Below are 25,577 nucleotides of genomic sequence, written 5' to 3' on the forward strand. Positions count from 1 at the left end.
CAGTCTCGCAAATTCATTCTGATTAATAACGACGGATTGCTCGCCACTGTGTTCCTATTTATTCAACACTTCGTCCAGATTCAGTAGTTCGTTGGCCAGCATCGTCCAACCGGCCAGCGTGCCGGCGTCGAGTGCCGCGTCGGGTTGCGATTCGCCGAACGTGACGACCTGTCGCGCGTCATCGGCGTGCTCACGATAAAAGGCGACCAGTGACGCCACCGATTTTTCCACCAGCGGCTGCTCTTCAGCGGTAAAGGGGCGCGCCAGCAGTCGTCGGGCCAGGAAATCGATCCGCGACGGATCGTTGTCTCCCCCTTCGCGCAGTGTTCGCTCGGCCAGCCGTCGCGCCGCTTCAACCATCTGGGGGTCGTTCAACGTTGCCAGAGCTTGCAGCGGCGTATTCGTCCGTTCGCGGCGCACGGTGCATTGCTCGCGGTTGGGGGCGTTGAAAATCTCCATCGACGCTGGCGGGGCCGCACGCTTCCAGAACGTATACATGCTGCGGCGATACAGGTTATCGCCCGAGTCACGCTTGTAGTCGCGGGTGTTGCTGCCGATCATGGCCACCGCCTCCCACACGCCTTCAGGCTGATAGGGGCGGACGCTCGGGCCACCGAGCTTGCGCGTCAAAAGCCCGCTCGCCGCCAAGCCATAGTCACGCACCATTTCGCCATCCATGCGAAAGCGCGGGCCGTGCGCCAGCAAGCGGTTCTGAGGATCCTTCTCCTGCTTCTCGGTGGTGGTGGCAGCCGATTGCCGGTATGTCGCCGACAGTACGAGCTGCCGGAAGAAGCGTTTCATATCCCAGCCGTTTTCGCGGAAGTCGACGGCCATCCAGTCCAACAGCTCCGGATGCGACGGCAGTTCGCCCGCGACGCCGAATTCGCCACTCGTCTTGACCAGCCCCGTGCCGAACACTTCCTGCCAGAATCGGTTCGTCGTTACCCGTGCCGTCAGCGGATGCTCGGGTCGCAACAACCACTGGGCATAACCCAGGCGGTTGCGCGGCACTTCGGCCGGGAAAGGGGGCAGGATATCCGGTGTGTCGGCCTTTACTTCGTCACGGCGTTTGTCGTAGTCACCTCGATAAAGGATGTAGGCCACCGGGGTATCGGTTTTTTCCTGGGCCACATGGGCAATCGTGGCCCGCCCCTTGATGGCGGCCTCGCTGGAATCCAACTCGCGCTTGCGCGCCGTAAGTTGCTGGTACGAAGGATCGACCGCTGCTAGCCACCAACCGTACAGCTCTTCGACCTCGCTCGGGCTGCGTCCTTCGGCCGGCTTGGCCACCAGGTACGCGGCGCGCGTCGCGCTGGCAAGCTGTGCCACTTCGGCCGGCTCGAGGGACCGGCTGTACAAACGCAGATCTTGCAGCGACAAATCGTCAACGCGCGAGCTGGTATTGCGCTGCGCCAGTTTCAAGGGGACCGTGGTGCGGATGGAATTCTTCAACGAATTGGCCGCCACCTCGACGTCTTGCACCGCGCCGTCGACGTACAGCTTCACCCCTTCGGCCTTACCCGACCCGTCGTAGGCGACCGTCACATACTGCCACTTGTCGACCGTCATTGGCTTCTTGCCGACCACCTTCACGGCGTCATCCGGCCAGCTATGAACAATGTGCGTCGCCGGGCGACCATTATCGAGCCACATGTCCCAGCCACGATATCCGCTCGCTTCGTCCATGCGAGCAACCATCGCCCCGCTGAGTTTCTCGCGCGGCACCTTGACCCAGGCACTGCAGGTAAACGCCTGATCCTTCTCGAAGTCGCCGACACCGGCCACCTCCATCACCGTTTCGGGCCGGCTTTTGAAAGCCTTGCTGGCCGTCACGCCGGTATCCCAGGCTGGCTCCGCGCCGAGCGTGACCGGCCGAGGCTGCCCGCCAACCGATACGGCCAGCACGTTGCCGGCGCTCTCGCCCAGCGGGGCATAAAACGCCAGGCCGGCGCTTACCAGTTTGGCTTCGATCGTGGCCGGCGCGGCTTGCGCGAGCCAGACGTCGAATTCTCCGCGGGCCGCGGCACGTCGCGAATCGATCTGTTGCTGCGCGGTCGCTAGCTGGCCGGGGAGTTGCTCCCAAGCGTGGCAATCTTCCATCGTGGGAACGACCACCACCGGAGGCGTATCCTTAATGTTGCCGTCCATGGCACCCTGGGTGGTGTTATTGAAGAACGCCGCCATCTCGTAGAACTCGCGCTGCGAGAAGGGATCGAACTTGTGATCGTGGCACACGGCACAACCGGTCGTCATGCCCAGCCACACCTGAGAAACCGTCTCGGTGCGATCGCGCGTGTACAGCACCAGATATTCTTCCGGGATGACCCCCCCTTCGTTGGTCGTCATGTTGCAACGATTGAAGCCCGAGGCCACCAATTGGTCGAGCGTGCGCCCCTGCAGCAAGTCGCCGGCCAATTGCTCGATCGTGAATTGGTCGAAAGGCAAGTTGCGATTCAGCGCGTTGATGACCCAATCGCGATAGGCCCAGCCCTCGCGATAGTTGTCAAAGTGGATGCCGTGCGTATCGGCGTAGCGGGCCGCATCGAGCCAATAACGCCCGCGATGCTCGCCCCACTGCGGCATGGCCAGCAGGCGATCGACATAATGTTCGTAGGCCTCGGGCGACGGGTCATTGACGAACGCCTCGACGTCGGCCGGCTCTGGCGGCAGGCCAACCAGGTCGAGACTCGCGCGACGCGCCAAGGTGCGGCGATCCGCTTCGGGCGCAGGCTTCAGCCCTAACGATTCGAGCCGCGCTAAGATGAAGTTGTCGATCGGGCTGCGCGGCCAGGCTTTATCCTGCACCTCGGGCACAGCCGGACGCACCGGCGCGATAAACGACCAGTGCGGCTGATACTCGGCACCGGCCGCGATCCAATCGGTGAGCATTTTCTTCTGCTCGGGCGAGAGCGTCTTGTGCGCGGCCGCCGGCGGCATCACGGTGTCTGGATCCGTCGAATTGATCCGTTTCACCAGCTCGCTTTCCTCCGGCTTGCCGGGTTGAAACGCCCCACTCTCGATGGCCGCCTCGCGACGGTCGAGCCGCAGGTCCGCCTTACGCGACGCACTGTCCGGCCCGTGGCAGGCAAAACAGTTCTCGGCCAAGATCGGCCGAATGTCGTGGTTGTAGCCGATCGCCTCGCCTGCCTGAGCCGTGGCAGTCAATAGTGCCAGGCAAACCAGAGCGGCCAGCAGATGCGCGCGTCGCGTCATTTCGAAATCCCCGGAGAAGCAGTTCAGGCGGGAGGGTGCAATGCCAAGAGACGATGCGCCGGGTGGGGTAGGCAGGGCTGAGGTCGGCGCGACTCGCCTCTGGCCATGATTGTAAACCATCGTACGAGCGGAGGAAACAATTCGGCGGCCAGGAACTGGGAGGGGCGTCGCCGACTTGGGAGGGTGGCAGCCCGGGAAAGTCCGGCCGCCGCCATGAGGTTGCGGATCAGCGACCGTGCATCGGCAGGACACGAGGCCACGGGCTGGCAGAGGCAAGCCGGCCGTTAAGTCCCGCTGCGCCGGACGCGGCGCTGCGGTTTTTGCCGACTGGCGCAGAGTTTGCTATCGTTTCCCGCCGGCGTTTCCCGTCGGACTCGCTACTCGGTAGTCGTCGCAGTCACCGCCCGACGGCATCCTGATAGGCGTCTGGGGCACACGGGGGTCAAGAATTCGGGTCCCAGGGCAAGACTTACCATGGCAGGGTCCCAGATCAAACAATTTACGTATTTCGCAATTCACGTATTACACTTTGGTACGCTCTGATTCCGAGCGTTTTCTTCCGCCAGGCAAGGGTCTTCGACATGCGACAGTACCGTTGCGTCTGTAATAACAAAATCTTCTACGAGAACAGCCAGTGCCTGGCTTGCGGGCGCGAGCTGGGTTTCTGTCCGACTTGTCGGCGGTTGGTGGCCCTCGCGCCGCAGCCGGATGGCGGCTTTACGTGCAGCAATCCGGAGTGCGGCGCCGAGTTGGTGAAGTGCATCAACTATTCCCAGCACAACGTCTGCAATCGATGCGTCGCGCGGCAGAATGCCGGCGAAGGGGGGTTGTGCGACTGCTGTCGGTTCAACGACACCATTCCGGACCTTTCGGTCGCGGGAAATCTGGAAAAATGGCGCCGCCTCGAAGCCGCCAAGAGACGCCTGTTCTATGACCTTGACGAACTAGGGCTCCCCTACGGCACCGCGGTCGACCAGGTCGATCCGCCCCTCACGTTCGACTTCAAGGCCGACGTGATCAAGAACTCCGGGTTCTGGCGCTCGGTCGGTTCGCAGCAAAGAGTCTTTACCGGCCACGCCGAAGGACGCATCACGATCAACATTCGCGAAGCGGACGACGTCGTCCGCGAAAAGCTGCGGGTTGACCTCGGTGAAGCGCACCGCACGCTGATCGGCCACTTTCGCCATGAAGTAGGGCACTACTATTGGGATCAGCTCATCAAAGGGCGTCGCGAGGATGCCTCGCGCGCGGTCTTCGGCGACCACGATCAACCGACCTACGCCGATGCGCTCGATACCTATTACAAAAATGGGGCACCGTCGGATTGGGCTTTGAGCCACGTCAGCGCCTATGCCACGATGCATCCCTGGGAAGATTTTGCCGAGACCTGGGCCACGTATCTGGACATGGTCAGCGGCCTCGATACGGCCCATCACGTCGGCTTCGGCGGGGAACCGGAACCTGCCAGCGCCGATGTCGACCGCATGGTCAAGCGCTATCAGCAACTGGGGATCGCGCTGAACGAGATCAACCGCAGCATGGGTTTGTTGGACGTGGTGCCCGAGGTCTTTGTGCCGCCGGTCGTGGAGAAGCTTCGCTTCATTCACGAGTTGGTGCAGGCGGGCCGCGCCGAAAATGGCGCCCTAGGCGGACAACCCCCGGTGCTGGCGGCGCCAGTAGCAGCCAACTGACGCGCCAGCCCGCACAAGCATAAGAACCTGCGGCGCGCCCGGTCGACCGACCGAAAATGTTGTACCGCCGCACTGCGCGCGGTAGAGTGACGCTGGAATCTCAGCGGGGGTGCTAACGACGGTCTTGGCCGACCGTCTTCTAAAGATCGTGCGTCACGGCTCAGTCCCAACGACAAAGGAGCGTGCCATGTCTCAGCGAAACCGGCGGGCCTTTTTGGCCGAAGTGGGTCAGGGAGTCATGGTCGCCACGATTGGCTACGGGGCGGCCGTCGAAATGGGGCTGGCACGCGCAGTCGCCGACGAAGCACCGCTGCGGCTGTCGTTCGGTCCGCGCGAGTCGTTAGTCGCGCTGATGCAAGAGACGCCCATCGATCGGCTGATGCCAACTCTGGTCGAGCAGCTTCGCCAGGGAGTCGCACTCAAGGAGCTGGTCGCCGCAGGGACGCTGGCCAACGCCCGCACTTTCGGCGGCGAGGATTACATCGGCTTCCACGCCTTCATGGCGCTGGCGCCCGCCTGGCAGATGGCGAACGAAATGCCCGAGGCGAGCGCCGCATTGCCGGTGCTGAAGGTGCTCTACCGCAACACGAGCCGCATCCAGGCCAAGGGAGGTTCGTCCGAAGAAGTGCTGCACCCGATCGCTGATAGCGCGGCGGTCGACGCCACTCAAGCGGACGAGCGCATTCGCGAGGCGGTACGTGCCAAAAACCTGCCTCTTGCCGAACAGCTGCTGGCCGCCGCTGCCCGCAATTCACCCGAAGAAGCTTTCAACGATTTGTTGCCGGCCGTGGCCGACGGTGTCGAAGTGCATCGAACCGTCTTGGCTTATCGGGCCTGGGATCTGTTGGACCTGGTGGGTCGCGAACATGCCGTGACCATGTTACGGCAATCGTTGCACTACTGCGTCGAGAACTGCAAGCCGCAATACACGGACCGGTTTGCCGGAATTCGCGCCCTGTTGCCGCGGCTGCTCGATCAATACAAGCTGGTCGAGCGAGAAGCGGGCACGCGCGTGGCCGACGACGCCTGGATCGAGTCGATGTGCAACACGATATTCACCTCCAGCGCCGATCAGGCGGCCGACGCCGTTGCCGCCGCACTGGCCGATGGAATGAGCGCAAGCTCGGTGGCAGACGGCATTGCCCTGGCAGCTAATCAGCTGGTGCTGCGCGATGCCGGACGTGCCGCCAGAAATGTCCAACCGAACAAGCCCGTCGGCAGCGTTCACGGCGACTCGATCGGCGTGCACGCCTGCGACTCGGTGAACGCCTGGCGGAATATTGCCACGGTGAGCAACCGTCGCAACGCCGTGGCCAGCTTGATCCTCTCGGCCTGGCAAATTGCCAGCGACCGTGGTTACGGCGGTAGCGAGATATTGGCCGCGCATCCGCGACCCGACACCGAGCAGGTCGACAAAATCGCGGTGCGCGATCAAGATTCCCTGGTCCGCGAGTTGGACGATGCCATCCGCCAGCAAGATCAGGCAAGGGCGTGCGCCCTGGTACATGTCTACGGCCAGCAAGGATTCGCGGTCCGACCGGTGCAGGACCTGTTGCGGCAATATGCCATCAGTGAAGACGGAGCCCTGCACGCAGAGAAGTTCTACCGCACCACCAGCGAAGAGTTCGCCCGATCGCGGCCGCAATTCCGCTGGCGGCAATTCGTGGCGCTGGCCCGCGTCACGGCCAGCGAATATGGCCAACCGGCTCCGGGCGTGGCCGAGGCACGTCGACTGCTGAATGTGTAGGGCGTTGTACTCGGCAGTGGTTGGGTGATAATCGACAGGCGACAGCGTGACCAACTTCCCGCCTTCCCCTGCCGGATCCCTCCCATGCTCGCACGAAATCTCTTAAGAGTCCCCGTCGGTCCAACACGCCGCGATTTGCTTCCCAAGTTGGCCTTGGCGTTTTCGCTTGCCCTTGTGGCCAGCGTCTCGCAGCATGCGCCCGCCGCCGACAGCGAAGCATCCAAGTCGCCGGCGCGTTTATTCTTCACCTCGCAAGGCAAGACCGCCATCGTCAATGCCGACGGTAGCGGGTTGCGATACTTCGATTTCGACGTGCCGGGGCAGGCCACCTGGCAACCGAGTTCGGCTTTTACCGACGGCCGGCGCGTGGTGTTCCTCAGCATGGAGCCACGTCGCGACGGACCGGGCCGGCCGTTCGATGAGTATTACACGCAAACGCCGACACATCTGTGGATTCATGACCTGGCCGACGGTTCACTCACCGAGATTTGCAATCGCGATAGGCTGGCGCCCTTCGAAACTCCGGCCTTGCTGATCAATGACGAGCGATTGCTGGTGCAAGTCGTGCGCAACAGGGTGGGCCAGATTTTCAGCATGCGGCTCGACGGCAGCGATCCGCGCGAATTCACCCGCGCCGGCGAAGGCCTGCCCTACGGCCTGAGCCTGAGCCCCGACGGCAAACGCGTGGCATTTCATCTGGCGAGCCCCCAGGGCTATCAAGTTTGGACGAGCGATGTCGATGGCGGCAATCGCGTGCGCGTGGCGGCCCATCCCGACCACCTGTACTTTGGCACCAGTTGGTCGCCCGACGGAAAATGGATCTTGTACGTCGATTGCCAATACAAGCAACAGCCGGGGCATGACTGGGCCGATGTGTGTGTCGGCCGTGCAGACGGCAGCGAACATCGCGTGCTGACCACGGGCGCGGCGATGTGGTTTGCCGCCACGTACGGTGATCCGCAGACGCGCGGCAGCGGTTCCAATCTGCCGGCCTGGACGCGCGACGGCCAGATACTGTTCCCCCGCCGCACCGAGGGCGCGGTCGTCCCTTGGCAGTACCGCGTGGGGCAGCCCGACGTTGACCATTTCAATCGCGACTTCAAGCCCGAGCTAGCCCGCGGCGGCACCGAGATCTGTCGCCTTGATCCACGCGACGGCCAGGTCACGGCCCTGACGCATAGCGACCCACCAGTGTGGGATTTTCGCGCCAGCGAGTCTCCGGACGGAAAACAGCTCGTAATTTGTCGGGCAGCGACCGGCGCCGCCCCAGCCATTTGGGTTATGGATGCCGACGGCACGAGCCCGCGGCGAATCACGCAGGGTGTCGACGATCGCGGTGCGGATCATCCGCGCTGGTTGCCCCAGCCGATCAGGTAGGCCCTCACGTGGCGAAACCAAGTGACCAGGTCGTGCAACCGGCTTTTGCGGTGATGGAATGTGCAGGGGCAACGTGCATTTGCTTGCGATTTCGCCATCGCAACTGCAAGGGCGCGGGAAATGCTGCCCTTGCTATGCTGCTGGGCGCGGTATGATTTAGATATCGCCCACCGCATGCGGGGAAGTCGTGCGGCTTCCTTTCCGCTGCTGCTTCTGACTGCGTGCGGAATTTGTCTCGCCGAGAAGCGCCGTGCTTGCTCGGTTACACGCAGTCAGGAGAGCTTGCCCATGTATGCCCTACTTTGCACAGCGGGGGCCACCACCGCATTGCTGGTGGCAAGTGTAGTCTCGGCCGCCGATCCCGCGTCCGCGAATGCTGCCGCCGCGCAGAATGCTGTTGCGCCGGCCGCCGCGGCCAGCGCGCCACAAGCGGCCCCACAGGCGACCACGCCCGCCGCCACGAACCAGTCGCGGTATCGCCGCCACAACGGACGGTGGTGGTACTCGATGCCCAACAACAGTTGGGTCGTCTGGCAGAACAATGCTTGGGTTCCCTACACCGCAGGTATGTTCGCGGGGGACCGCAACATGGCCAGCAACAACGCAACGCGACGATATTCGTACGCCCCGGGATCGTCCGGATATCCGCGCGTATTTCGCACCCCCCGCGCTTCTGGCGACTCGCGTAGCATTCGTTACGCAGGCTCGAAGGCAAACTTCGATTACGCGCCTTATACCGGCGGAAGCGTTCAATAGTTACCACTTGAATACACTCCCTGAGATCGCGACGCGCGACCAACGCGTGACACGCGCGGTCTCGGGGATCAGTGTATTGGCAGGGCCTTAGGGCGCGGCAGCGCTAGCGACCGACAATTGTGGTCGCCGGGCTGCCCAAGTCGATCCGCGACGTATCAGTGCTGATGTGCCCGGATTGCGCGTGGCCGCCGCATCATGCCCCAGCACCGTCTGAAATACGCGACCCTGGCCATAGTCGTAGACGAACGCCATTGGCTCGTCCTGCTTGGTATCGCGACTGCGGGCCGTGGCTAGCACGTGAATCGGCTCACTCCCTTGTTGGCGGTAGTACAACTCGTCGGTCGTATCAAACGCGGCCAATCCCTGCGTGATCTCGTGCTGGCCGTCCGCGATATCGACACGGAACGGTCCGTAGGCGTCGTGCCCGCTTTTACCGGCTGTGTGATCCCACACGCGGCGGCAGATTTTGGTGCGGTATTCCGGCCAATCGGATTCTCCCGCGCCGGGCAACGAGAAATTGAAGGCCCCATTCGCGAAATGGATAATCGACAGTCCGCCGCCCGCTTGCAGATACTCTACAAAGTTGTCGCGGGCCTGCTGGCTCAAGCCTGGACGTTGCCAATTGCAATAGTTCAGCACAACTAGATCGAACTTTCGCAGCTCGTCGCGTGCCAGAAACTCGGGATCCTCCTCGACCTGGACCTGGTAACGTTTGTCGGCACCGGATAGCGCTTCGACCAGCACCGGCGTCGTTTCGCGCCAGGGGTGAGCCGGATGCTGATGCCCGGTAATGATCAGGGTGCGAATCGGCTTCGTGTCGATCGACTGCGACGCGGCGTCCGGCAGGGTCGACTGCACACCGCCAACGGGCACTTCGGCGTGCGCCGTCCACAACAGTGCATTGAGCACCATGCGGCGATAGTTTTCGACCTGCCAATTACTGTGAAAATGCCCGCCAGAAAAACCGAAGCCGCGTCCACCATCGGCCCGCTCGACGGCATACGCCACGACTTGCGGTTGCGTTTCTCCGGGAATCTCGGTCGTCAGGATCGGCGTCAGCCGCTTGTCTTTCGCCGCGAATCGCAGGTTGTAGTAATACTCTTCTTGCAGTTCGAACGGGCCGAGACCGCGACAAATGGGATGTTCGGGCGCACCGGGACGCGGCGTGGTTTTATGCGTGGCAATCTTCGAGAACCAGCCGCGCTCGCCCGGACCGCTCTGGTAGTCGAAGTAGCCGCCGATCCAATCCAGGAACTGCCGTCCCCCTTTTTCGTTGGGAACGAAGATCGTGTAGTGCAGCGCCACCAATCCGCAGCCACGCTTCATCTGCCGTTCGATGGTCGCCAGGCGCTCGGGCCGCAACAACGGATGGTCTCGCTCGTCGTGGTCGGAGCCATCACAGAAAAACAAAATCGTGTCGGCATCGTCGAACGTGCTGGGATCCTTCGGCCATCCGTCGGTATGAACTTCGGTCACCACGGGAGGAACGTTCGGCGAACTATCGAGACACGCTTTCAGCAACCGTGCGCCCTGTTCATATTCATGGTGCCCCGGCCCATGGCTTTTTGTGCCTGCCACCAGGACGATTTTTTTCGGTCGCGGGGACGCGTCCTTCGGTGGCGGTTTGTCCTCGGCCGCACCCAAAGCGGCAGCAATCGCGCCCACGATCACCAAGCACATACCGGCGTAAGCGAACATTCTCATCGTGAGCAGAACCTTTTTACGATCGGGAGCACGACTGGTAGACTGCCACAATCCGAGAGACCGGCGAAACGGGCGGAACTACCAGGAAGGATGATCACCAGCAACGCAGCTATTGTGGCCAACCGCGCAAGGCGGCGTCAAACGTACGACCATCCTTTAATTCAACCTTGCAGCCCCCCGCCCCGCATCGCGTACCTAGACTCTCAACATGTTGCAAGAAACCCAGCTCGAATCCGATCGTGTCACGCTCAATCTGGCCGCCGGGCCGTCGGCCGGGCCGCCGCTTCTTTTGCTGCACGGAGTGGCGCGCTGCTGGCAAGACTATATCACGCTGATTCCGACGCTGGGCACGCGTTGGCAAGTCATGGCGCTCGATTTTCGTGGGCATGGACGATCGTCACGCGCCACGTCATACCGCGTCGTCGATTACGTGCGCGACGCCGCGGCCGTTGTCGCGCGCAACGCTTCCGAGCCTGTCGTCGTGTACGGCCATTCGTTGGGGGCCATGGTCGCAGCGGCAGTCGCCGCTGAACTGCCAGGCCAGGTGCGGGCCATCGTGCTCGAAGACCCACCGTTTGGCACTCTTGGTGCAAACATTCGTCAGACCGTCTATCACGGCATGTTCGCGGCCTTTGGCCAATTGGCCGCGTCAGGACAAACGGTCGACGAGCTGGTCGCGCTACTCGCGGGCGTCACGTTGGCGACTCCGGGAAAATCACAACGCTTGCGGCTGGGTGAGCTGCGCGATCCCGCGGCTCTGCGATTCATGGCCAAATGTCTTAGTCAACTCGATCCTGCGACCATGACACCCCTGGTCGAAGGATGCTGGCTGGACGGCTATGATCAAGATGATCTGCTGCGGCGCGTCGCTTGTCCGACGCTGCTGCTACAAGGAGAAGCCTCGCAAGGAAGCATGCTCGACGACGCGGAGGCAGCCCGCGTCACCGCGCTATTACCACGCGCGACGCACGTACGCGTGGCCGGTGCGGGACATTTGATTCATTCAATGCAAACCGAAACGACCCTGCGCCTGGTCACGTCCTTTCTGGAATCCCTGTAAACACACCATCGCGGGCGGAGCTGCGACCATGAAGACAGCGCAAGGAACGATCCTCGTCGAACACGGTCAATTGATCGATGGTACAGGGTCGCAGGCCACGGCGGATGCAGCCCTCGTGATTCGCGATGGGCGCATTGTGTACGCCGGCTCCGCAGTCGGGGCGCCGGCAGTACCGGCCGATGCCACGCGCATCGACGCTCGCGGCGGCACGATCATGCCTGGGCTCGTGGAAGCCCATTTCCATCCGACGTACTTCGACGTTGCCGAGTTGCAGGATTTGGATATCAAATATCCCGTTGAGTTCGTCACATTGCTGGCGGCCGCCAATTCGCGGCTGGCGTTGGAATGCGGCTATACCGCGGCGCGCAGCGGCGGCAGCCTGTTCAACGTCGATGTGTGGCTGAAAAAGGCCATCGAAGACGGCCTCTCGCTGGGACCGCGCCTGGCAGCCAGCGGACGTGAGATCTGTGGCGCCGGGGGGCTGATGGACTGGAACCCCGACTTTCGCAAGATCGGCATGGAAGGGTTGGTGCTATTGATCAACGGCGCCGAGGAAGGGCGCCGCGCCGTTCGCAAACTGGTAAAGGACGGCGTCGAATGGGTCAAGACGTACCCGACCGGCGACGCCGCCGCCCCCGATACTAACGATCACCACACGCTATGCATGACGTTCGAAGAGATGCACGCCGTCGTAGCCGAGGCACACAATCACCATCTGAAGGTCACGGGGCATTGCCGCGCGACCGAAGGAATCAAGAACGCGATTCGTGCCGGCTACGACACGCTCGAACATGGCACGTTCATGGACGCCGAATCGCTCGACATGCTACTCGCGCAGAATACGCCCGTGGTCCCGGCCTTACAGTTCGAGTACGCCAGCGTCGAGCGAGGCCCCGAGTTTGGCCTGTCTCAAGCCGTGATCGATGGCCATCAAGAAACGCTCGAAGGGGGCGCCGAAAGCGCCCGGCTGATTCTCCGTGCCGGCGGACGTATCGGGCTGGGGGGCGATTACGGTTTCGCTTGGAATCCTCATGGCGACTACGCCAAGGAGATCAGCTTCTTCGTCAACTATGTCGGCTTTACTCCGCTCGAAGCTATTCGCTCGGCCACGCAAACCGGTGCCGAGATCATGGGGCGCGCCACGGAATTTGGCACGCTCGCGCCCGGTAAGCTGGCCGACGTGCTGATAGTCGATGGCGATCCGCTGGCCGATATTCGCGTGCTGGAAGACCGCTCGCGCTTCATTGCCATCATGCAGGGTGGCATCGTCAAAGCCGGTCAGTTGCTCGCGCCCGGCCCAGCGGCCGCGCGTGCCGCCGCGAATGGTTCCGGCGCCCCCGCGGGCCAACACGTTCGCGCAAACTAGAGGCAACTCACGATCACGCATAGAAAACCTATGGAACTTCGTCGTCTGGGAACAACCGATTTGCTGGTTTCGCCGGTGGCGCTGGGGTGCTGGCCCATCGCCGGCATGACCAGCATCAACGTCAACGACATCGACAGCATCGCCACGATCAGAGCGTGCCTGGACGTCGGCATTAATTTTCTCGACACGGCATTCAATTACGGTCCCGACGGCGAAAGCGAGCGTTTGATCGCCCAGGCAATCGGCGGGCGACGCGACGAAGTTGTCATCGCCACCAAGGGGGGCCTGCACTGGGGCGCTCAGAAGGATCGCCAGCACGATGCGCGGCCCGAGACGCTATGGCGCGAATGCGACGAAAGCCTGCGCCGGTTAGGGACGGATCACGTCGACCTTTTGTATCTGCACGCGCCCGATCCCCAGACACCGATAACTGAATCGGCCGGAGCATTGGCCGGCTTGCTGGCCGCGGGCAAAACGCGGTCGGTGGGAGTTTCCAACGTCTCTCTGGCACAACTCCAACAGTTTGCTAGCGTGTGCCCCGTGACTGCCTGCCAGCCGAAGTACAACATGCTGCAACGCGAGATCGAGGCCGACATTCTTCCCTGGTGCCAAGCGCACGAGGTGTCGTTGGTCACGTACTGGCCGCTGATGAAGGGACTGCTGGCGGGCAAACTGCCGCGCGATCACCAATTCGATCCCACCGATGGCCGCGCCAAGTATCCGATGTTCCAGGGCACAGAGTGGCAGAGGAATCAGGACCTTGTCGAGGCCCTGCGCGAGATCGGCCACGAAGCGGGAAAAACCGTCGCGCAGGTGGTCGTTAACTGGACCATCCATCGTCCGGGGATCACGGCCGCGCTGTGCGGCGCGAAACGTCCGGAACAATTGCGTGAGAACGCCGGCGCACTCGACTGGCAGCTCAGCGCGACGCAATTAGCTGCAATTGATCAGGCGCTCCTCGATCGCGGGCCCGCGGCATCGCAAAACGCGGTCTAGCGCGAAACCTTGCCGAACGCAGGGCTCGTTCCCATGGCCCTGGGCATCCGTCAGCTCTGCCGTGACCGGAGCTACGTGCTGCTGAAATTGACATCTGTCATCCGCGGGTTATGTTTTCGCGGCCCATTTGTGCGCGCCTCCGCGCCACCTTGGCCGGCCCGAGACAGGGAACGAGTCGATGGCTCAGGCTTTCCGCGCCGGAATCTTTTACGGCGTCTTCGTAATTGGCATTGTTTGTTCCGGTGCCACGGGACAACGCCACGTTGCAGCGGCGCCCCCCTCGACAAATCCGTCACGTTCCGCAGGGGTTCGCTACCAGGCCAACTCTCGCCAGACGGCAGCCACGGCGCCGGGTGTTGGCAATCCTTTACGCAGCGCGCCGTCGGCACCCGCCGCGCCAACAACGGCTCGCGACAAGGTATCGAAAACTTCCGTCGTGTCACGGCCGCCCCCGGCTAAGCCATTCGTGCCGAATACCGGCCTGTTGCATTTGTTCCGCAGGGCCGACAAGCCGACGGGGATGACAATCACAAGTGGGTCAACAAACGAAATCGGTTCGGGCCTGGGCGCGGGTTCGTCGCGCGCGGACTTATTTCCGCAAAGTAAATTCGCAGCATCGACACGTCCGCCGCTGCGTGTGATGCGCTTTGCCGACGTCCATCGCGGCGCGGCTGTGGTCCCGGTCACATCGCCACAGCGCGCCAAGGCCGCGGCTCAAGCGCTCGCATCGAGCCAGTCGACTTCGGCGAAGGCACCGTCCGACGCGGCTGAGCCGGAACCGAAAGTCTGGCGGCTCCCTCCGCTGGATCGTACGGTTCCTCCGACCCCTTTGCCGTCCGGCACCAAACTGCCGCAAGAGCCGATCAAGATCTATCCCGAAACCGGCTTGTAGATTCTTAGCACGCTCGTCGGCAGTCCTGCGCCGTAGATCACCGCTTGGGCGACGTCCTGGCACCGCGTGCGCGCGACTCGTAAGATAGGGCAACGTTCTCACTGCCATGCCCCAACGCGCGCCCGATTCGACATGAGTAGCCAGCCCTGCGATTCACCGCGCGGGAATGACCTGGGGCAAGCGACTCTCACCGCCATGCTCTGTGGCACGCTGCATATTCACGTGGCGTTCGATATCGGGGGCGAGGTGCTGCTAGAGCGGGCAAGAAAGTTGGTGCCGGCCGAATCGCAGAGCCTGCCGCGCCGGCCACGCACGCCACCCTCGATTGCCTATCGGCCTGCGCCGCTGCGATTTCCCTTGCCGCCTGCGAACTTGGCCTTGGCGGAATTGGGCGCGGTCCAAGCCTCGGTGGAAGCTACCGTGTTCGACTTTGGCGCCGTTGGTGTGACGCTGCAGGTGCCGTTTCAGCTCTCGGCCGCGGCGCTGTTGCGGCTTGCCCGCAGTCTGGCCGAGCCTGGCGAAATCGTGCGCGTCACCCGACAATCGTTCGCCCCGCTGTATGCCAGTTTGCTGCCGGCGATTCATCAGCCCGACTGGAGCGACCTCACCGAGGAGTATTTTGTTTTTCAGCTTCCGCCTAACGACTCGCTGCCGCCGCCGGCCGCATTGCTAGCGCAGCACGGCGCCTGGTTGGCAGGCCTGGTGCGATTGGAGGACGAGCCGCTCAGCCAGGAAGAAATCGACGAGGCGCTGCGTGCGCGCATCGGCTACGGCCCGCGCGATTTGTTCATACCCGAATGGTCAGCCGCCTTTTTGTTGGATCAGGAATGTGGCGAGACACTGCAAACGATCGAGTTTGCTAATCTGCAGCTGCTGGAATTTCGCTTCCTGGACGAGCAGCTCGATCGGCGACTGTCAGAGGCTTATCGGTTGATCCACCCACGCCAGCGATCGATCCTGCCTTTCTGGCGTACACACTCACTGCCGCTGCGGGCGCTGGGCGAGTTGCGGATGGAAGCCAACGACGTCTTCGAGCGGACGGGCAACGTGCTGAAGCTAGTCGGCGATCAATACCTGGCCCGTGTCTATCGCCTGCTGGCGGGCCGATTTCACCTCGACGCCTGGGAACAGAGCATCACCCGGTCGTTGCGCACGATGGAAGATGTTTACGCCATCGTCTCGGATCGGGCCGACACGTTCCGCGCCGAGTTCATGGAGGTGGTGATCATCGTACTGATCGCGTTGGAAATCGTCTTGACATTGGTAAAGGTTATGTAGCGGCGACTTGCCTGCACATCCAAATCCAACCTGATTCTCTCCCAATTTGCTTGCTGCGCCACGTTCCGATGGGTACGCTCGCAAGCGTGTTGGTTGGCCGCACTTCAGGCCCCGCCTCACGGTCGATCGCACTTCTTGAGTTCAACTGCAACTACAGCGGCATTAAGGAGTATTCGGACATGCGTTGCCTTCGAGTTAGTGGTGGGCGGAGTCTGACGATCGCCAGCCTGATCGCGGTTTGCAGCCTGATGCTGGGCACGGCGATCGCCGGCGCCGCCGATGATCCGAAGTACAAGCGCACCGAAGACGTGATCTACGGCCGCAAGTTCGGTACCGCGCTGACGATGGATGTCTTTCAACCCTCGAAGCCCAACGGCGCCGCGATCGTGTTTTGCGTCAGCGGCGGTTGGTTTTCGGCGCACGAGGCGATCAATACTTCACTTTTAAACGAGTTCCTCAAGCGCGGTTATACAGTCTTTGCCGTGGTACACGGCAGCCAACCGAAGTTCACCATTCCCGAGGTTCTAGAAGACATGCACCGCGCGGTCCGCTACATCCGCTATCATGCGGCCGACTACGCGATCGACCCGCAAAGGATCGGCATCAGCGGGGGCTCGGCGGGCGGGCATCTTTCGCTGATGCAGGGCACCGCCGGCACCGCCGGCAATCCCGAAGCCAAGGATCCCGTCGAACGCGAAAGCAGTCGCGTGCAGGCCGTGGCCTGCTTCTTCCCCCCGACAGACTTTTTGAACTATGGCGAGCCGGGCGAGAACGCTCTGGGGCGCGGCGTACTGAAGAACTTCAAGGCGCCCTTCGACTTCCATGAGTTCGATCAGGAAACGAAGCATTTCGTGCCGCTGACCAACGAGCCCAAGATCGTCGAAGTCGGCAAACAGATTTCGCCGATCACGCATGTCTCGTCCGACGACCCGCCGACATTGATCATTCACGGCGATGCCGACAAGCTGGTGCCAATTCAGCAGGCGGATTCGATCGTCGCAAAGCTGAAAGCGGCGGGTGTTCCGGCCGAAGTAGTCGTCAAGAAAGGGGCCGCGCATGGCTGGCCCGACATGGTGGCCGACACGGCCCTGTTGGCAGATTGGTTCGACAAGTACCTGGCCGCTCCGGTCGCCGCAAAGTGATGAGAGCCGCGCAAATCAGCTAAGGACGGATCCCGAACGATTCGGGATCCGTGACATATCTACAGCAAGATCCGCCCGAGGTGCCTGATTCCCCGCTGCATCTTCGTGACCGGCTATCCGGGCTTCATCGCTGGACAATTGTTGAAACGTTTCCTAGCCAAACCCGGAACCACGGTCCGGCTGCTCGTCATTCCGGCAATGCGCGCCGCCGCCGAGGCAGCCCGCGAGGAAATCCCGTTGGGGCGCGAGCGGACGGAAATCGTGTTGGGGGATATTACGCGGCCTTATCTGGGGCTCGACGCAGCCACCCTCGCCAGCCTGGCCGCCGAAGTCGACACCGTCTATCACCTGGCCGCGATTTATGATTTGGCTACGCCGCAGCAGATTTCGCGGCTGGTCAATGTCACAGGCACGGAAAACGTTCTCGATTTCTGCGAATCGCTTCCCCATTTACGCAAGCTTGTTTACTTTTCCACGGCTTACGTCTCGGGCACGCGAACCGGCCGGGTCCTGGAAGACGAGTTGTCCGAGTCGACCAGTTGGAAGAACTATTATGAACTCACCAAGTGGGAGGCCGAAGTCGCCGTGCGCCGGCGCTGGAAACGGATTCCGACCGTGATCATCCGGCCAGGCGTCGTAACCGGCGATTCGCGAACCGGGGAAATCAACAAGTACGACGGGCCCTACTTCGTGATTCGCGCGATGGCCGCCCTGGAACAGAAAGGTCTGCTCGGCTGGAGCCGTTACTTCTGGTCGGGCGGGCGCGACACACGTTTCTACATGGTGCCGGTCGATTTCATCTGCGACGCGACTGAGTTTCTGGCACATCATGACAGTGCCGCGGGCAAAGCCTATCACGTGCTGCCGAATCCAGCCGTGACGATGGGAGAACTGAGCGCCGCATTGTTTACCGCATTCGGATTGCGACCGCCGCCGTTCAGCACGCCCCCATGGCTCGCCCGTTTTTTCTTCAAGATGTTTCCGGTTCTGTCGCGGGCGTTACAATTTCCGCCCGAAGTGTTCGCCTACATGAAGCACGACGTGACCTACGATACGCGCAATCTGGATGCCGCGCTCGCCGGCTCGGGCATTCACTGCCCGTCGCCGCGAGAATGCGTGCCCGCGATGGTCGATTTCGTGCGCCGGCATCCTGATATCGCCACCAACTTCGGCCAGAATGCGACCAGCCGGCCCGAGATGGTGACGACGGCTCCGTGACACGCGATCGCCGAGCGATCGCGAGCCCAGAGTGCGCGTTGCCTTTGCCGCGCCGCGCATAAAAAAAGCCGCGGCCATCTTGTTTGAGAAGATGGCCGCGGCCTAACTGAATCCAACCTCCCGCCGATTGCGACGGTGGAGTCGCTGCGAGAAGGACGATGGTCAGGCTGTGCTAGGCACTAGCCGGTCTAGGACCCCGGTCCTCGCTTTTTGGGTTGGCACCTCCGACGGAATTCGAGGCGAGAGGCATGGCTCTAAAAGTCGTATCTACTGGTTGCAGATTACATCGGCAGCATTGCCCGGCGGGTACGACGGAATTTTCGATTTTTTACGTCGCCACCCGCCGGGCGATTTTGCAACCCGGTAATAACATTCTACCGCGCGAACGCTTAGAGTGATTCCAGGAGGCGAAAACTTCCCGAGATTTGCGCTGCGGCTCGTGATTTGCATTGCCGGCAAAGGGTAGCAACGGGCGTCCTCATGCAGTCGCGGGCTGGCCTTACGGCAGCGTCGAACCCATGAGGGCAATCCACGCCAACAATAAGCCGCCTGGGCCCCGGGACGACGATCGCCTGACGGAGTGCTGTCGTAAGACAGTTTGGCACTCGCACGGCGGGGAAGCGGCAGAACCGCCTATGGCCTATTTCGGCCGGCGCCGCGGACCGTTGGCAGAGTCCTCCCGACCCTCAAAGTCGTCCAGCAGGGCGTCCACAGCGGCCGACAGACGCTCGGGCGTTTCGTACGTCCCGGCCTCGATGGCTTGCCGAATCTCGGCCAGCCGAACTCGTCGCTCCGCGGGGCTCTGCGGGAAATTGGTCATGGCGCTCTATTTCTTCTCGACAATCCAGATGTTGCGATAGTAGACCGGGTTGCCGTGGTTCTGCAGCTGGAACGGTCCGACGCCGGGTGCCTCTTGCGGCAAGCCGCCTGGCGTCAGCTTCGGCAGTTCGAAGTTCTCGTAGATCGGCACGCCGTTGTGCCGCACGCTGACGATGGCATTCTTCGTTTTCTTGCCGGCGTCATCAAATCGTGCCGCGGTGAAGTCTATGTCATAGGTCTGCCACGTCAGCGGCGGATAGCACATGTTTACGGCCGGCGCCTGAATTGAATAAAACCCGCCACATTCGTTGTCTTTTCCGTCCAACCCGAACGAATCGAGCACTTGCAGTTCGTAGCGGTTTTGCAGGTAGACGCCGCTGTTGCCCCGGCCCTGGCCGCGCGCGGCTGGCATAAACGGGGTTTGGAACTCGATGTGCAACTGAAAATCGCGGAAGCTGTCCTTACTGATGCAACCAGCAGCGAGCAATCCGCCGTCCGCCAATCGACCGCCGTTCCACTTATCGACCGACGTGCCGTCGAATAATACGATAGCGTCTGCGGGTGGTTTGGCACCGAGTGTGGGGCTTTTGCGTTCAACGCGCTTCAATGTTCCGATTTTGGCGCCGTCGGCACCAGTCACAGTAATTACGCCGTCGACCAGTTTGCCGGTGGGGCCCTCTCCACTAATCGTTGTCACGCCGTCCTTGGTCTCGCCCGAGCGATGGCGCCGACCCGCGTCCTTGTTCCAGCCGTCGCCCGGCAGACCGCCAGGATATCCCTCGGCATCGAACTTGCCGTCCCCCAGCGCGATGACCTGCATACCAACCTTGCGGGGCTCTCCGTTGATCGTCAGTTCGCCCACGTACTCGCCCTGCACTTTGTAGTCAGGCCCAGCGTCGGCTGCCGCGGTGAACGTGGACTGCCCCTTGTCGGCAGCGATCGCTTGGCCGAGCGGCGCGGCAGCAAACAGCAACAGGGCGGGCAGAACGGCGCGGGCGAAGAGGCGGCTCATGGTGTTTCCTTGTGGCGCGGGAATGACTCGTATGCACCGAAGCATTGAGAAAGCAGGCTTCGGTCGGCCGCTATTGTGCGCACGCACAACAGACACCGCAAGTTTCGGAAGAAAGTTGCCAGGGAGTCCCATCCCACGAGCGCAGCCGAAAGGCGAGCGTCTACACGCACCAAGAATTGCGATTACACGCATCCGCAAACACCAACCACGCACGATCGCGCGGCGGTTCTACGCCAACAACCCTGTAACGACTTCCCCCTTCACCAGCTCGCGAGGCTGGTTCAGGTGGTTGTAAACGATCGTATTCGGATCGATGCCGACCGAATGATAGATCGTCGCCAACAGGTTGGCCGGATGGACCGGATCCTCGAGGGGGCCGCTGCCCGTGGCGTCCGACTTGCCGTACACGCTGCCCCGTTTGATGCCGGCACCCGCGATGCAGGCCGTATAGCAATACGGCCAGTGGTCGCGGCCATCGTCGCTGTTGGTATTGCCCGAGGTACTCACGCCGCGTTTGGGGCTGCGGCCAAACTCACCGATGGCCAACACCAGGGTGTCGGCCAATAAACCGCGTTCGTCGAGGTCGGCGATCAATGCCGACAAGCCGCCATCGAGCAGCGGCGCACATTGATTCTTCATGCGGCCCGATAACCCCACATGTACATCGAACGAATGGTTGTCGCTGTTGGCGACCTTGGGCCAATTGACTTCCACCACGCGGGTGCCGGCCTCGACCAATCGGCGGGCGAGCAGCAGGCTCTGGCCAAAGGTGTTGTTGCCGTATTTTTCGCGTGTGGCGAGCGTTTCCTTCGATAGATCGAACGCATCGCGTGCTCGTCCCGAGATCACCAGGCTGAGAGCCCGGTCATAGTATTCGTCCAGATCGTAGCGCGCCGTGGCTCGCTCGACGGCGGGCATGCCCTCGGCAATCACATCACGCAGCTTGGCACGACGCTCCAAGCGCGCCGAGGAAACTTCGGGACGCAGCTGTAAGTCGTCGACCTTGATGCGCGACATCTTGGCCATGTCCATGTCGTCGCCAGTCGGATAGAGATAGTACGGGTCAAAGGCGCGGCCGAGAAAGCCTGCCGTGCCGGCCTTGCCCACTACGTTGCTCTCCTGCAGCGGTCGTGGCATCATCACGAACGGCAGCATCGGCACCGTCGTCGGTTTCAGACGGACGATGTTGGAGCCAAAGTTCGGAAAGTCCTTCGGGCTCGGCGGCTCCAATTGTCCCGACGCGCTGACGCGATCGGTCGTATAGCCGGTCAGCATTTGGTAGATGGCAGCCGTATGATTGAACAGGCCATTCGGCGTGTAGCTTACGGAACGGATCAGTGTCAGCTTATCAGTCACTTGTGCGAGCTTGGGCATCAGCTCCGTGACTTGCAGCCCTGGCGTTTTGGTATCGATGGGATTGAAGACGCTCTTCACATTGTCAGGAACGTTAGGCTTGGGATCCCACAAGTCGAGATGACTGGGACCGCCCTGCAAGAAAATCAAGATCACGCTTTTCGCCTTGCCCCAACCAGGCCCACCGGTCACGGCGGCTTCGGCAGCACGTGCGCTCTGCTGATGACGGAACATGTCGGCGAGAGAGAGTCCCAACATCGACGAACCGCCGACTCGCAGCAACTCGCGGCGGGTGACTCCGTCGCATGTGTCTTTGCCAGCCCGTCCAGGAATTACCAGCATCGTGGGCTCCTCGCGTCGTGGGGTTTGCGGTGGGGCGCATCGCAGGGCGCGGAATAGAATCCGCGCAGCCGCCGCGTGCGCAATGCTTTGGCGTGCAAGGGGCAGTATAGCGCCGGCGGAAAGCGCGTGTCAACTGCGTGGAATCGCGAAACCCAGCCCAAGAAACGACTTGCGATCATTTTACAGAAATCGCGATGGCGGCGGCAAAACCATGTCCGCCACGGCTCGATCGCTGACGCTACCACGACTCAACTTGCAGTGCATGAGCCGCCAAAAAGGCCTCGGCCTCGGATCGCGAGAAAACGCTCTCGGTGGCACTGATCGAACGCACGCAACTGGCTCCCAGGGCGCTGGCCCAGGCCAGGCAGCCGCGCGGGTCGGCACCGGCCAGCAGTCCGGCGATGTAGCCGGCGTCGAAGGCGTCGCCCGCGCCGGTGCCGCCAACATAGTGGGTTGGAAATACGCCGGCTTTTAATCTCAGGTCTTTCGTGGCCAAAACGGTTCCCTCGCCGCCGCAGGTAATCACGGCCGTACCGGCGCCTGCCGCTAAAAAGCGCTCGGCCTGCGCCTGGGGTTCGGCCAAACCGGTGATGGCCGCGGCCTCGTCGGTGTTCGGCAGAAAGATGTCGGTCTCGGCAAGCACTGGCGCCAACTGCGACCAATGGTCGCCGGGACCCGGCAGAACTACGTCCAGGACCGTCGTCACGCCCCAGCGGCGGACCTGACGAAATACTTCGGTCAATTCATCGGGCAATAGCGCGGGCATCAGCAGATATCCGCCGACGTACAGAACCTTCGCCGCGCGCACGCGCTCCAACGGAATATCGGCCGCGGTGAAGCGGGCGTTGGCTCCTACGGTGTGTACGAAGCGCCGGTCCTGGCCGCGCACATTAACAATAAGGGTTCCTGAGGTGCCGACGCCCGCCAATTCGCGCACGCTCGAGATGTCGACGCCCGACTCGGCGAGCGACTCGACGATATAGCGTCCAAATACGTCGCGCCCGACTGAACCGACGACCGCCACCCGCACGCCGACGCGGGCCAGGTCCACCGCGGCATTTGACGCACAACCGCCGATCGACAGCGACAAGTGATCGGTCAGAATCAGCTCTCCCGCCGCTGGCACATGCTCGATCGGCGCACAGCCGTGATCGGCCACCAGAATCCCCACGCTTAAGCAGTCGATATCCATCGTGTTGCGAAACGCCCTGGCAGGGCCTTAAGAAAGTTGGGCCGCCGGTCGATGCCGGACCGTTGGCGACGATCTTAGTGAACGCTGCCGCGGTTGTCGAACGCGGCCATACGGGCCAGATCACATCGCCATTGCAGATTGGGCCGCGCCACCGTTTTGTTACGGGGGCGCATAAAAAAAACCTTGGCCCGGGTAACAAAGTCACCCGAGCCAAGGCCGTCCTTCTGGCTTGGCGAAAGCCAGAGTTCCGTGATAAGGATCCACTCGATCCCACGATTCGGCGTGCCGAATCGTCATTGATCAGCAGCGATAAAGGCGATCGCCGCCGGCCAACGGACCGTGCAGGGTCCTTCCTCAAATAAAGATGTAACCCTCCTCGTTGTGCTGGGTCAGGTCGAGGCCGCGCTGCTCGTCGTCGTGCGAGACACGCAGACCCATGACGACGTCAAGTATCTTCAGCAAGACAAACGTGGCCACTATGGCCAGGACCCAAGTGCCGGCGACGGAAATCAGCTGGGCCTTCATGATCGAGCCCCCTTCCAACAAGCCAAGCGGCTTGTGTGTGCCGGCCACGTCCTGGACGGCACGGGTTGCGAAAACGCCTGTCAGGATAGCGCCCAACGTTCCGCCGACACCATGCACGCCGAACACGTCCAAAGAATCGTCGTAGCCCATCGCCGGCTTTAGCACGGCACAGGCCAGACTGCATACCACGCCGGCAATTGCACCCATGATCAGCGACGCCATGGGGGTCACGAAGCCCGACGCCGGTGTGATACACACCAGGCCGGCTACGGCTCCTGAAGCGGCACCGAGTAAAGTGGGCTTGCCCGTACGTAGCCAATCAACGACGGCCCAAGCTACGCATGCGGCCGCAGCCGAGAAGTGCGTATTGCAGAAGGCGCTGGCCGCAATGCCGTCGGCCGCCAGGGCACTACCGGCATTGAATCCAAACCACCCCACCCACAGCAGTCCGGCACCAATCAACGTATAGGTCAGGTTGTGCGGAGGCATCGGTTCGGTCGGGAAACCAACCCGCTTGCCGATAACCAAAGCACAGACCAAGGCCGAGATGCCCGAGCTGATGTGCACGACCGTGCCGCCGGCAAAGTCGAGAGCTCCCCCTTCGATGGCATTGGGCGAGTTATAGGCAAAGATGCCGCCACCCCACACCCAATGGCAGAGTGGACAATAAACGATGAAGTCCCACAGAATCGTGAACACCACCATCGTGCTGAACTTCATGCGCTCGGCGAACGAGCCAACAATCAGGGCCGGCGTGATGATGAAGAACATCCCCTGAAACAGCATGTGCGTCAGGTAAGGAATCGTGAGTCCTGGAAACATCGGCGTCGACTGGAAGGTAGTGTCGTTCCACTGTCCCCCCACGCCTTCCATGAAGAACATTTTGGCGTCGCCGATGTACTTCTCGGTGCCGCTGAAGCACAGCGAGTAGCAGAACAACGCCCACAACACCGTGTTCAACCCCATCAGGAAGAAGCATTGCATGAACACGTTGACAACGTTCTTCTTGCGCACCAGGCCGCCATAAAACATGGCCAATCCCGGCGCGGTCATCATCAGCACCAGGGCCGATGAAGTAAGAATCCAGGCATTGTCTCCCTTGTCCAGCGCAGGTTGCGGGGCAGGTTCCCCCGCTGCCGCGGCTTCCGCGACTTTCTCTTCAGCCACCTCGGCGGCTTCCTGGGCCCAGGCCTGTGTCGCCAGCTGCGCTAGCAGACTAAGCACCACGGCTGCGGTACAACAACACAACAACTTTTTCATTTCCGGCCTCGCTTTTTAGAAGGACTCCCTGGAAAAATCGAATGCTCGCCGTGCCGAGTCCAGGTCGCTCGGCAGGGCGTTTTTGATCGAGGATCGACAGACCGCCTCGCCTGTTGTGCGGTCCGCGCGTTTTCTGCAACAAACACAGTCGCGGCTTACCGATCACATAAATCGCGACCGAATCCACGAAACTCTGCTGGCAAGAATCGCTTGGGGCTAGCGAACGTCCACACGGGTCGCGTCAAGCTGTTCCTTCGCATCAAGGCGAGGGAGAATCGACGCAAAAAACCGTTGTCCTGGACGCCCAAGTCACGATTCTTGAATGCACGTCAAACTTGCAACTTGACGTGCAACGAGTTGGGGCTGAGAAAGCCCAGAGATATCAGCACGGCACCAGGTAGGGTCGCGGTCTGCGAACAATACCGCAGGCCGGCGCCGGCCAAATTGAAGGTGGCATCGAATTGCCGCTTGCCCCCGATCAGATAGTTGCTCAGCTTGCCTTTCTCATGCCCGCTGATGCGTGCAGGTGGCCAAGGCATCGAGCCGGACGCCATTATGCTGTAGGACGCTTTAGCGCGGCTGGCATCGGCAGCGCTTGGTGCGTCGAGACGTAAAGCGCCAAACAGAGCGATCA

19 protein-coding genes are annotated in these 25,577 nt (G+C 61.9%); 11 read left to right on the forward strand and 8 right to left on the reverse strand.

Annotation, left to right across the window (positions count from 1 at the left end):
- Window positions 1-54: 54 nt before the first annotated feature.
- Window positions 55-3,213: a DUF1553 domain-containing protein gene (locus VGG64_05495; protein HEY1599033.1), complete on the reverse strand. Its 3,159-nt coding sequence runs from the start codon at window positions 3,211-3,213 to the stop codon at window positions 55-57.
- Between the two features lie 581 nt (window positions 3,214-3,794).
- Here VGG64_05495 and VGG64_05500 point away from each other — a divergent pair.
- From VGG64_05500 to VGG64_05515, 4 genes are all read left to right on the forward strand, one after another.
- Window positions 3,795-4,904: a putative zinc-binding metallopeptidase gene (locus tag VGG64_05500; GenBank protein ID HEY1599034.1), complete on the forward strand. Its 1,110-nt coding sequence runs from the start codon at window positions 3,795-3,797 to the stop codon at window positions 4,902-4,904.
- A 187-nt stretch (window positions 4,905-5,091) separates the two neighbouring features.
- Entirely contained in the window at window positions 5,092-6,651 is a 1,560-nt protein-coding gene (locus tag VGG64_05505) for a hypothetical protein (GenBank protein ID HEY1599035.1), read from the forward strand.
- Between the two features lie 84 nt (window positions 6,652-6,735).
- A complete protein-coding gene (locus VGG64_05510; protein HEY1599036.1) occupies window positions 6,736-8,028 on the forward strand; it encodes a hypothetical protein in 1,293 nt (430 codons plus the stop codon).
- A 288-nt stretch (window positions 8,029-8,316) separates the two neighbouring features.
- Window positions 8,317-8,784: a hypothetical protein gene (locus VGG64_05515; protein HEY1599037.1), complete on the forward strand. Its 468-nt coding sequence runs from the start codon at window positions 8,317-8,319 to the stop codon at window positions 8,782-8,784.
- Window positions 8,785-8,871: 87 nt separating this feature from the next.
- Here VGG64_05515 and VGG64_05520 read toward each other — a convergent pair whose 3' ends face one another.
- On the reverse strand, window positions 8,872-10,488 hold the full coding sequence (locus VGG64_05520; GenBank protein ID HEY1599038.1) for a ThuA domain-containing protein: 1,617 nt from the start codon (window positions 10,486-10,488) through the stop codon (window positions 8,872-8,874).
- Between the two features lie 208 nt (window positions 10,489-10,696).
- Here VGG64_05520 and VGG64_05525 point away from each other — a divergent pair, with 208 nt between their 5' ends.
- From VGG64_05525 to VGG64_05555, 7 genes are all read left to right on the forward strand, one after another.
- Window positions 10,697-11,548, forward strand: a complete 852-nt coding sequence (locus VGG64_05525; GenBank protein ID HEY1599039.1) for an alpha/beta hydrolase — start codon at window positions 10,697-10,699, stop codon at window positions 11,546-11,548.
- A 28-nt stretch (window positions 11,549-11,576) separates the two neighbouring features.
- Window positions 11,577-12,914: an amidohydrolase family protein gene (locus VGG64_05530; protein HEY1599040.1), complete on the forward strand. Its 1,338-nt coding sequence runs from the start codon at window positions 11,577-11,579 to the stop codon at window positions 12,912-12,914.
- 30 nt (window positions 12,915-12,944) lie between these two features.
- Window positions 12,945-13,910 carry an aldo/keto reductase gene (locus tag VGG64_05535; GenBank protein HEY1599041.1) on the forward strand — a complete coding sequence of 322 codons (966 nt, stop codon included), beginning with the start codon at window positions 12,945-12,947 and terminating at the stop codon, window positions 13,908-13,910.
- Window positions 13,911-14,088: 178 nt separating this feature from the next.
- Window positions 14,089-14,802 carry a hypothetical protein gene (locus tag VGG64_05540; GenBank protein HEY1599042.1) on the forward strand — a complete coding sequence of 238 codons (714 nt, stop codon included), beginning with the start codon at window positions 14,089-14,091 and terminating at the stop codon, window positions 14,800-14,802.
- 132 nt (window positions 14,803-14,934) lie between these two features.
- Complete coding sequence (locus VGG64_05545) at window positions 14,935-16,080, forward strand: hypothetical protein (protein ID HEY1599043.1); 1,146 nt, start codon at window positions 14,935-14,937, stop codon at window positions 16,078-16,080.
- A 179-nt stretch (window positions 16,081-16,259) separates the two neighbouring features.
- Window positions 16,260-17,222 carry an alpha/beta hydrolase gene (locus VGG64_05550; protein HEY1599044.1) on the forward strand — a complete coding sequence of 321 codons (963 nt, stop codon included), beginning with the start codon at window positions 16,260-16,262 and terminating at the stop codon, window positions 17,220-17,222.
- A gap of 105 nt (window positions 17,223-17,327) precedes the next feature.
- Complete coding sequence (locus VGG64_05555) at window positions 17,328-18,440, forward strand: SDR family oxidoreductase (GenBank protein ID HEY1599045.1); 1,113 nt, start codon at window positions 17,328-17,330, stop codon at window positions 18,438-18,440.
- A 640-nt stretch (window positions 18,441-19,080) separates the two neighbouring features.
- Here VGG64_05555 and VGG64_05560 read toward each other — a convergent pair.
- From VGG64_05560 to VGG64_05585, 6 genes are all read right to left on the reverse strand, one after another.
- Window positions 19,081-19,260 (reverse strand): hypothetical protein, encoded by a 180-nt coding sequence (locus VGG64_05560; GenBank protein ID HEY1599046.1) that lies wholly within the window; start codon window positions 19,258-19,260, stop codon window positions 19,081-19,083.
- Window positions 19,261-19,266: 6 nt separating this feature from the next.
- On the reverse strand, window positions 19,267-20,271 hold the full coding sequence (locus VGG64_05565) for a DUF1080 domain-containing protein (protein ID HEY1599047.1): 1,005 nt from the start codon (window positions 20,269-20,271) through the stop codon (window positions 19,267-19,269).
- Between the two features lie 228 nt (window positions 20,272-20,499).
- Window positions 20,500-21,966 carry a DUF1501 domain-containing protein gene (locus VGG64_05570; GenBank protein ID HEY1599048.1) on the reverse strand — a complete coding sequence of 489 codons (1,467 nt, stop codon included), beginning with the start codon at window positions 21,964-21,966 and terminating at the stop codon, window positions 20,500-20,502.
- Between the two features lie 238 nt (window positions 21,967-22,204).
- Complete coding sequence (locus VGG64_05575) at window positions 22,205-23,158, reverse strand: carbohydrate kinase family protein (GenBank protein HEY1599049.1); 954 nt, start codon at window positions 23,156-23,158, stop codon at window positions 22,205-22,207.
- Between the two features lie 354 nt (window positions 23,159-23,512).
- Window positions 23,513-24,943: an ammonium transporter gene (locus VGG64_05580; GenBank protein ID HEY1599050.1), complete on the reverse strand. Its 1,431-nt coding sequence runs from the start codon at window positions 24,941-24,943 to the stop codon at window positions 23,513-23,515.
- 329 nt (window positions 24,944-25,272) lie between these two features.
- On the reverse strand, window positions 25,273-25,577 hold a 305-nt coding region (locus tag VGG64_05585), incomplete at its 5' end, for a hypothetical protein (GenBank protein ID HEY1599051.1).

The sequence above is a fragment of the Pirellulales bacterium genome (assembly GCA_036490175.1).
Classification (GTDB): Bacteria; Planctomycetota; Planctomycetia; order Pirellulales; family JACPPG01; genus JACPPG01.

Bases quoted from the DNA above. Each gene is read 5' to 3' on its own strand.
- VGG64_05505 (HEY1599035.1), top strand. From the start codon at position 5,092: ATGTCTCAGCGAAACCGGCGGGCCTTTTTGGCCGAAGTGGGTCAGGGA.
- VGG64_05495 (HEY1599033.1), bottom strand. From the start codon at position 3,213: ATGACGCGACGCGCGCATCTGCTGGCCGCTCTGGTTTGCCTGGCACTA.
- VGG64_05540 (HEY1599042.1), top strand. From the start codon at position 14,089: ATGGCTCAGGCTTTCCGCGCCGGAATCTTTTACGGCGTCTTCGTAATT.
- VGG64_05510 (HEY1599036.1), top strand. From the start codon at position 6,736: ATGCTCGCACGAAATCTCTTAAGAGTCCCCGTCGGTCCAACACGCCGC.
- VGG64_05575 (HEY1599049.1), bottom strand. From the start codon at position 23,158: ATGGATATCGACTGCTTAAGCGTGGGGATTCTGGTGGCCGATCACGGC.
- VGG64_05560 (HEY1599046.1), bottom strand. From the start codon at position 19,260: ATGACCAATTTCCCGCAGAGCCCCGCGGAGCGACGAGTTCGGCTGGCC.
- VGG64_05515 (HEY1599037.1), top strand. From the start codon at position 8,317: ATGTATGCCCTACTTTGCACAGCGGGGGCCACCACCGCATTGCTGGTG.
- VGG64_05530 (HEY1599040.1), top strand. From the start codon at position 11,577: ATGAAGACAGCGCAAGGAACGATCCTCGTCGAACACGGTCAATTGATC.
- VGG64_05565 (HEY1599047.1), bottom strand. From the start codon at position 20,271: ATGAGCCGCCTCTTCGCCCGCGCCGTTCTGCCCGCCCTGTTGCTGTTT.
- VGG64_05550 (HEY1599044.1), top strand. From the start codon at position 16,260: ATGCGTTGCCTTCGAGTTAGTGGTGGGCGGAGTCTGACGATCGCCAGC.
- VGG64_05535 (HEY1599041.1), top strand. From the start codon at position 12,945: ATGGAACTTCGTCGTCTGGGAACAACCGATTTGCTGGTTTCGCCGGTG.
- VGG64_05525 (HEY1599039.1), top strand. From the start codon at position 10,697: ATGTTGCAAGAAACCCAGCTCGAATCCGATCGTGTCACGCTCAATCTG.
- VGG64_05520 (HEY1599038.1), bottom strand. From the start codon at position 10,488: ATGAGAATGTTCGCTTACGCCGGTATGTGCTTGGTGATCGTGGGCGCG.
- VGG64_05580 (HEY1599050.1), bottom strand. From the start codon at position 24,943: ATGAAAAAGTTGTTGTGTTGTTGTACCGCAGCCGTGGTGCTTAGTCTG.
- VGG64_05570 (HEY1599048.1), bottom strand. From the start codon at position 21,966: ATGCTGGTAATTCCTGGACGGGCTGGCAAAGACACATGCGACGGAGTC.
- VGG64_05500 (HEY1599034.1), top strand. From the start codon at position 3,795: ATGCGACAGTACCGTTGCGTCTGTAATAACAAAATCTTCTACGAGAAC.
- VGG64_05545 (HEY1599043.1), top strand. From the start codon at position 14,935: ATGAGTAGCCAGCCCTGCGATTCACCGCGCGGGAATGACCTGGGGCAA.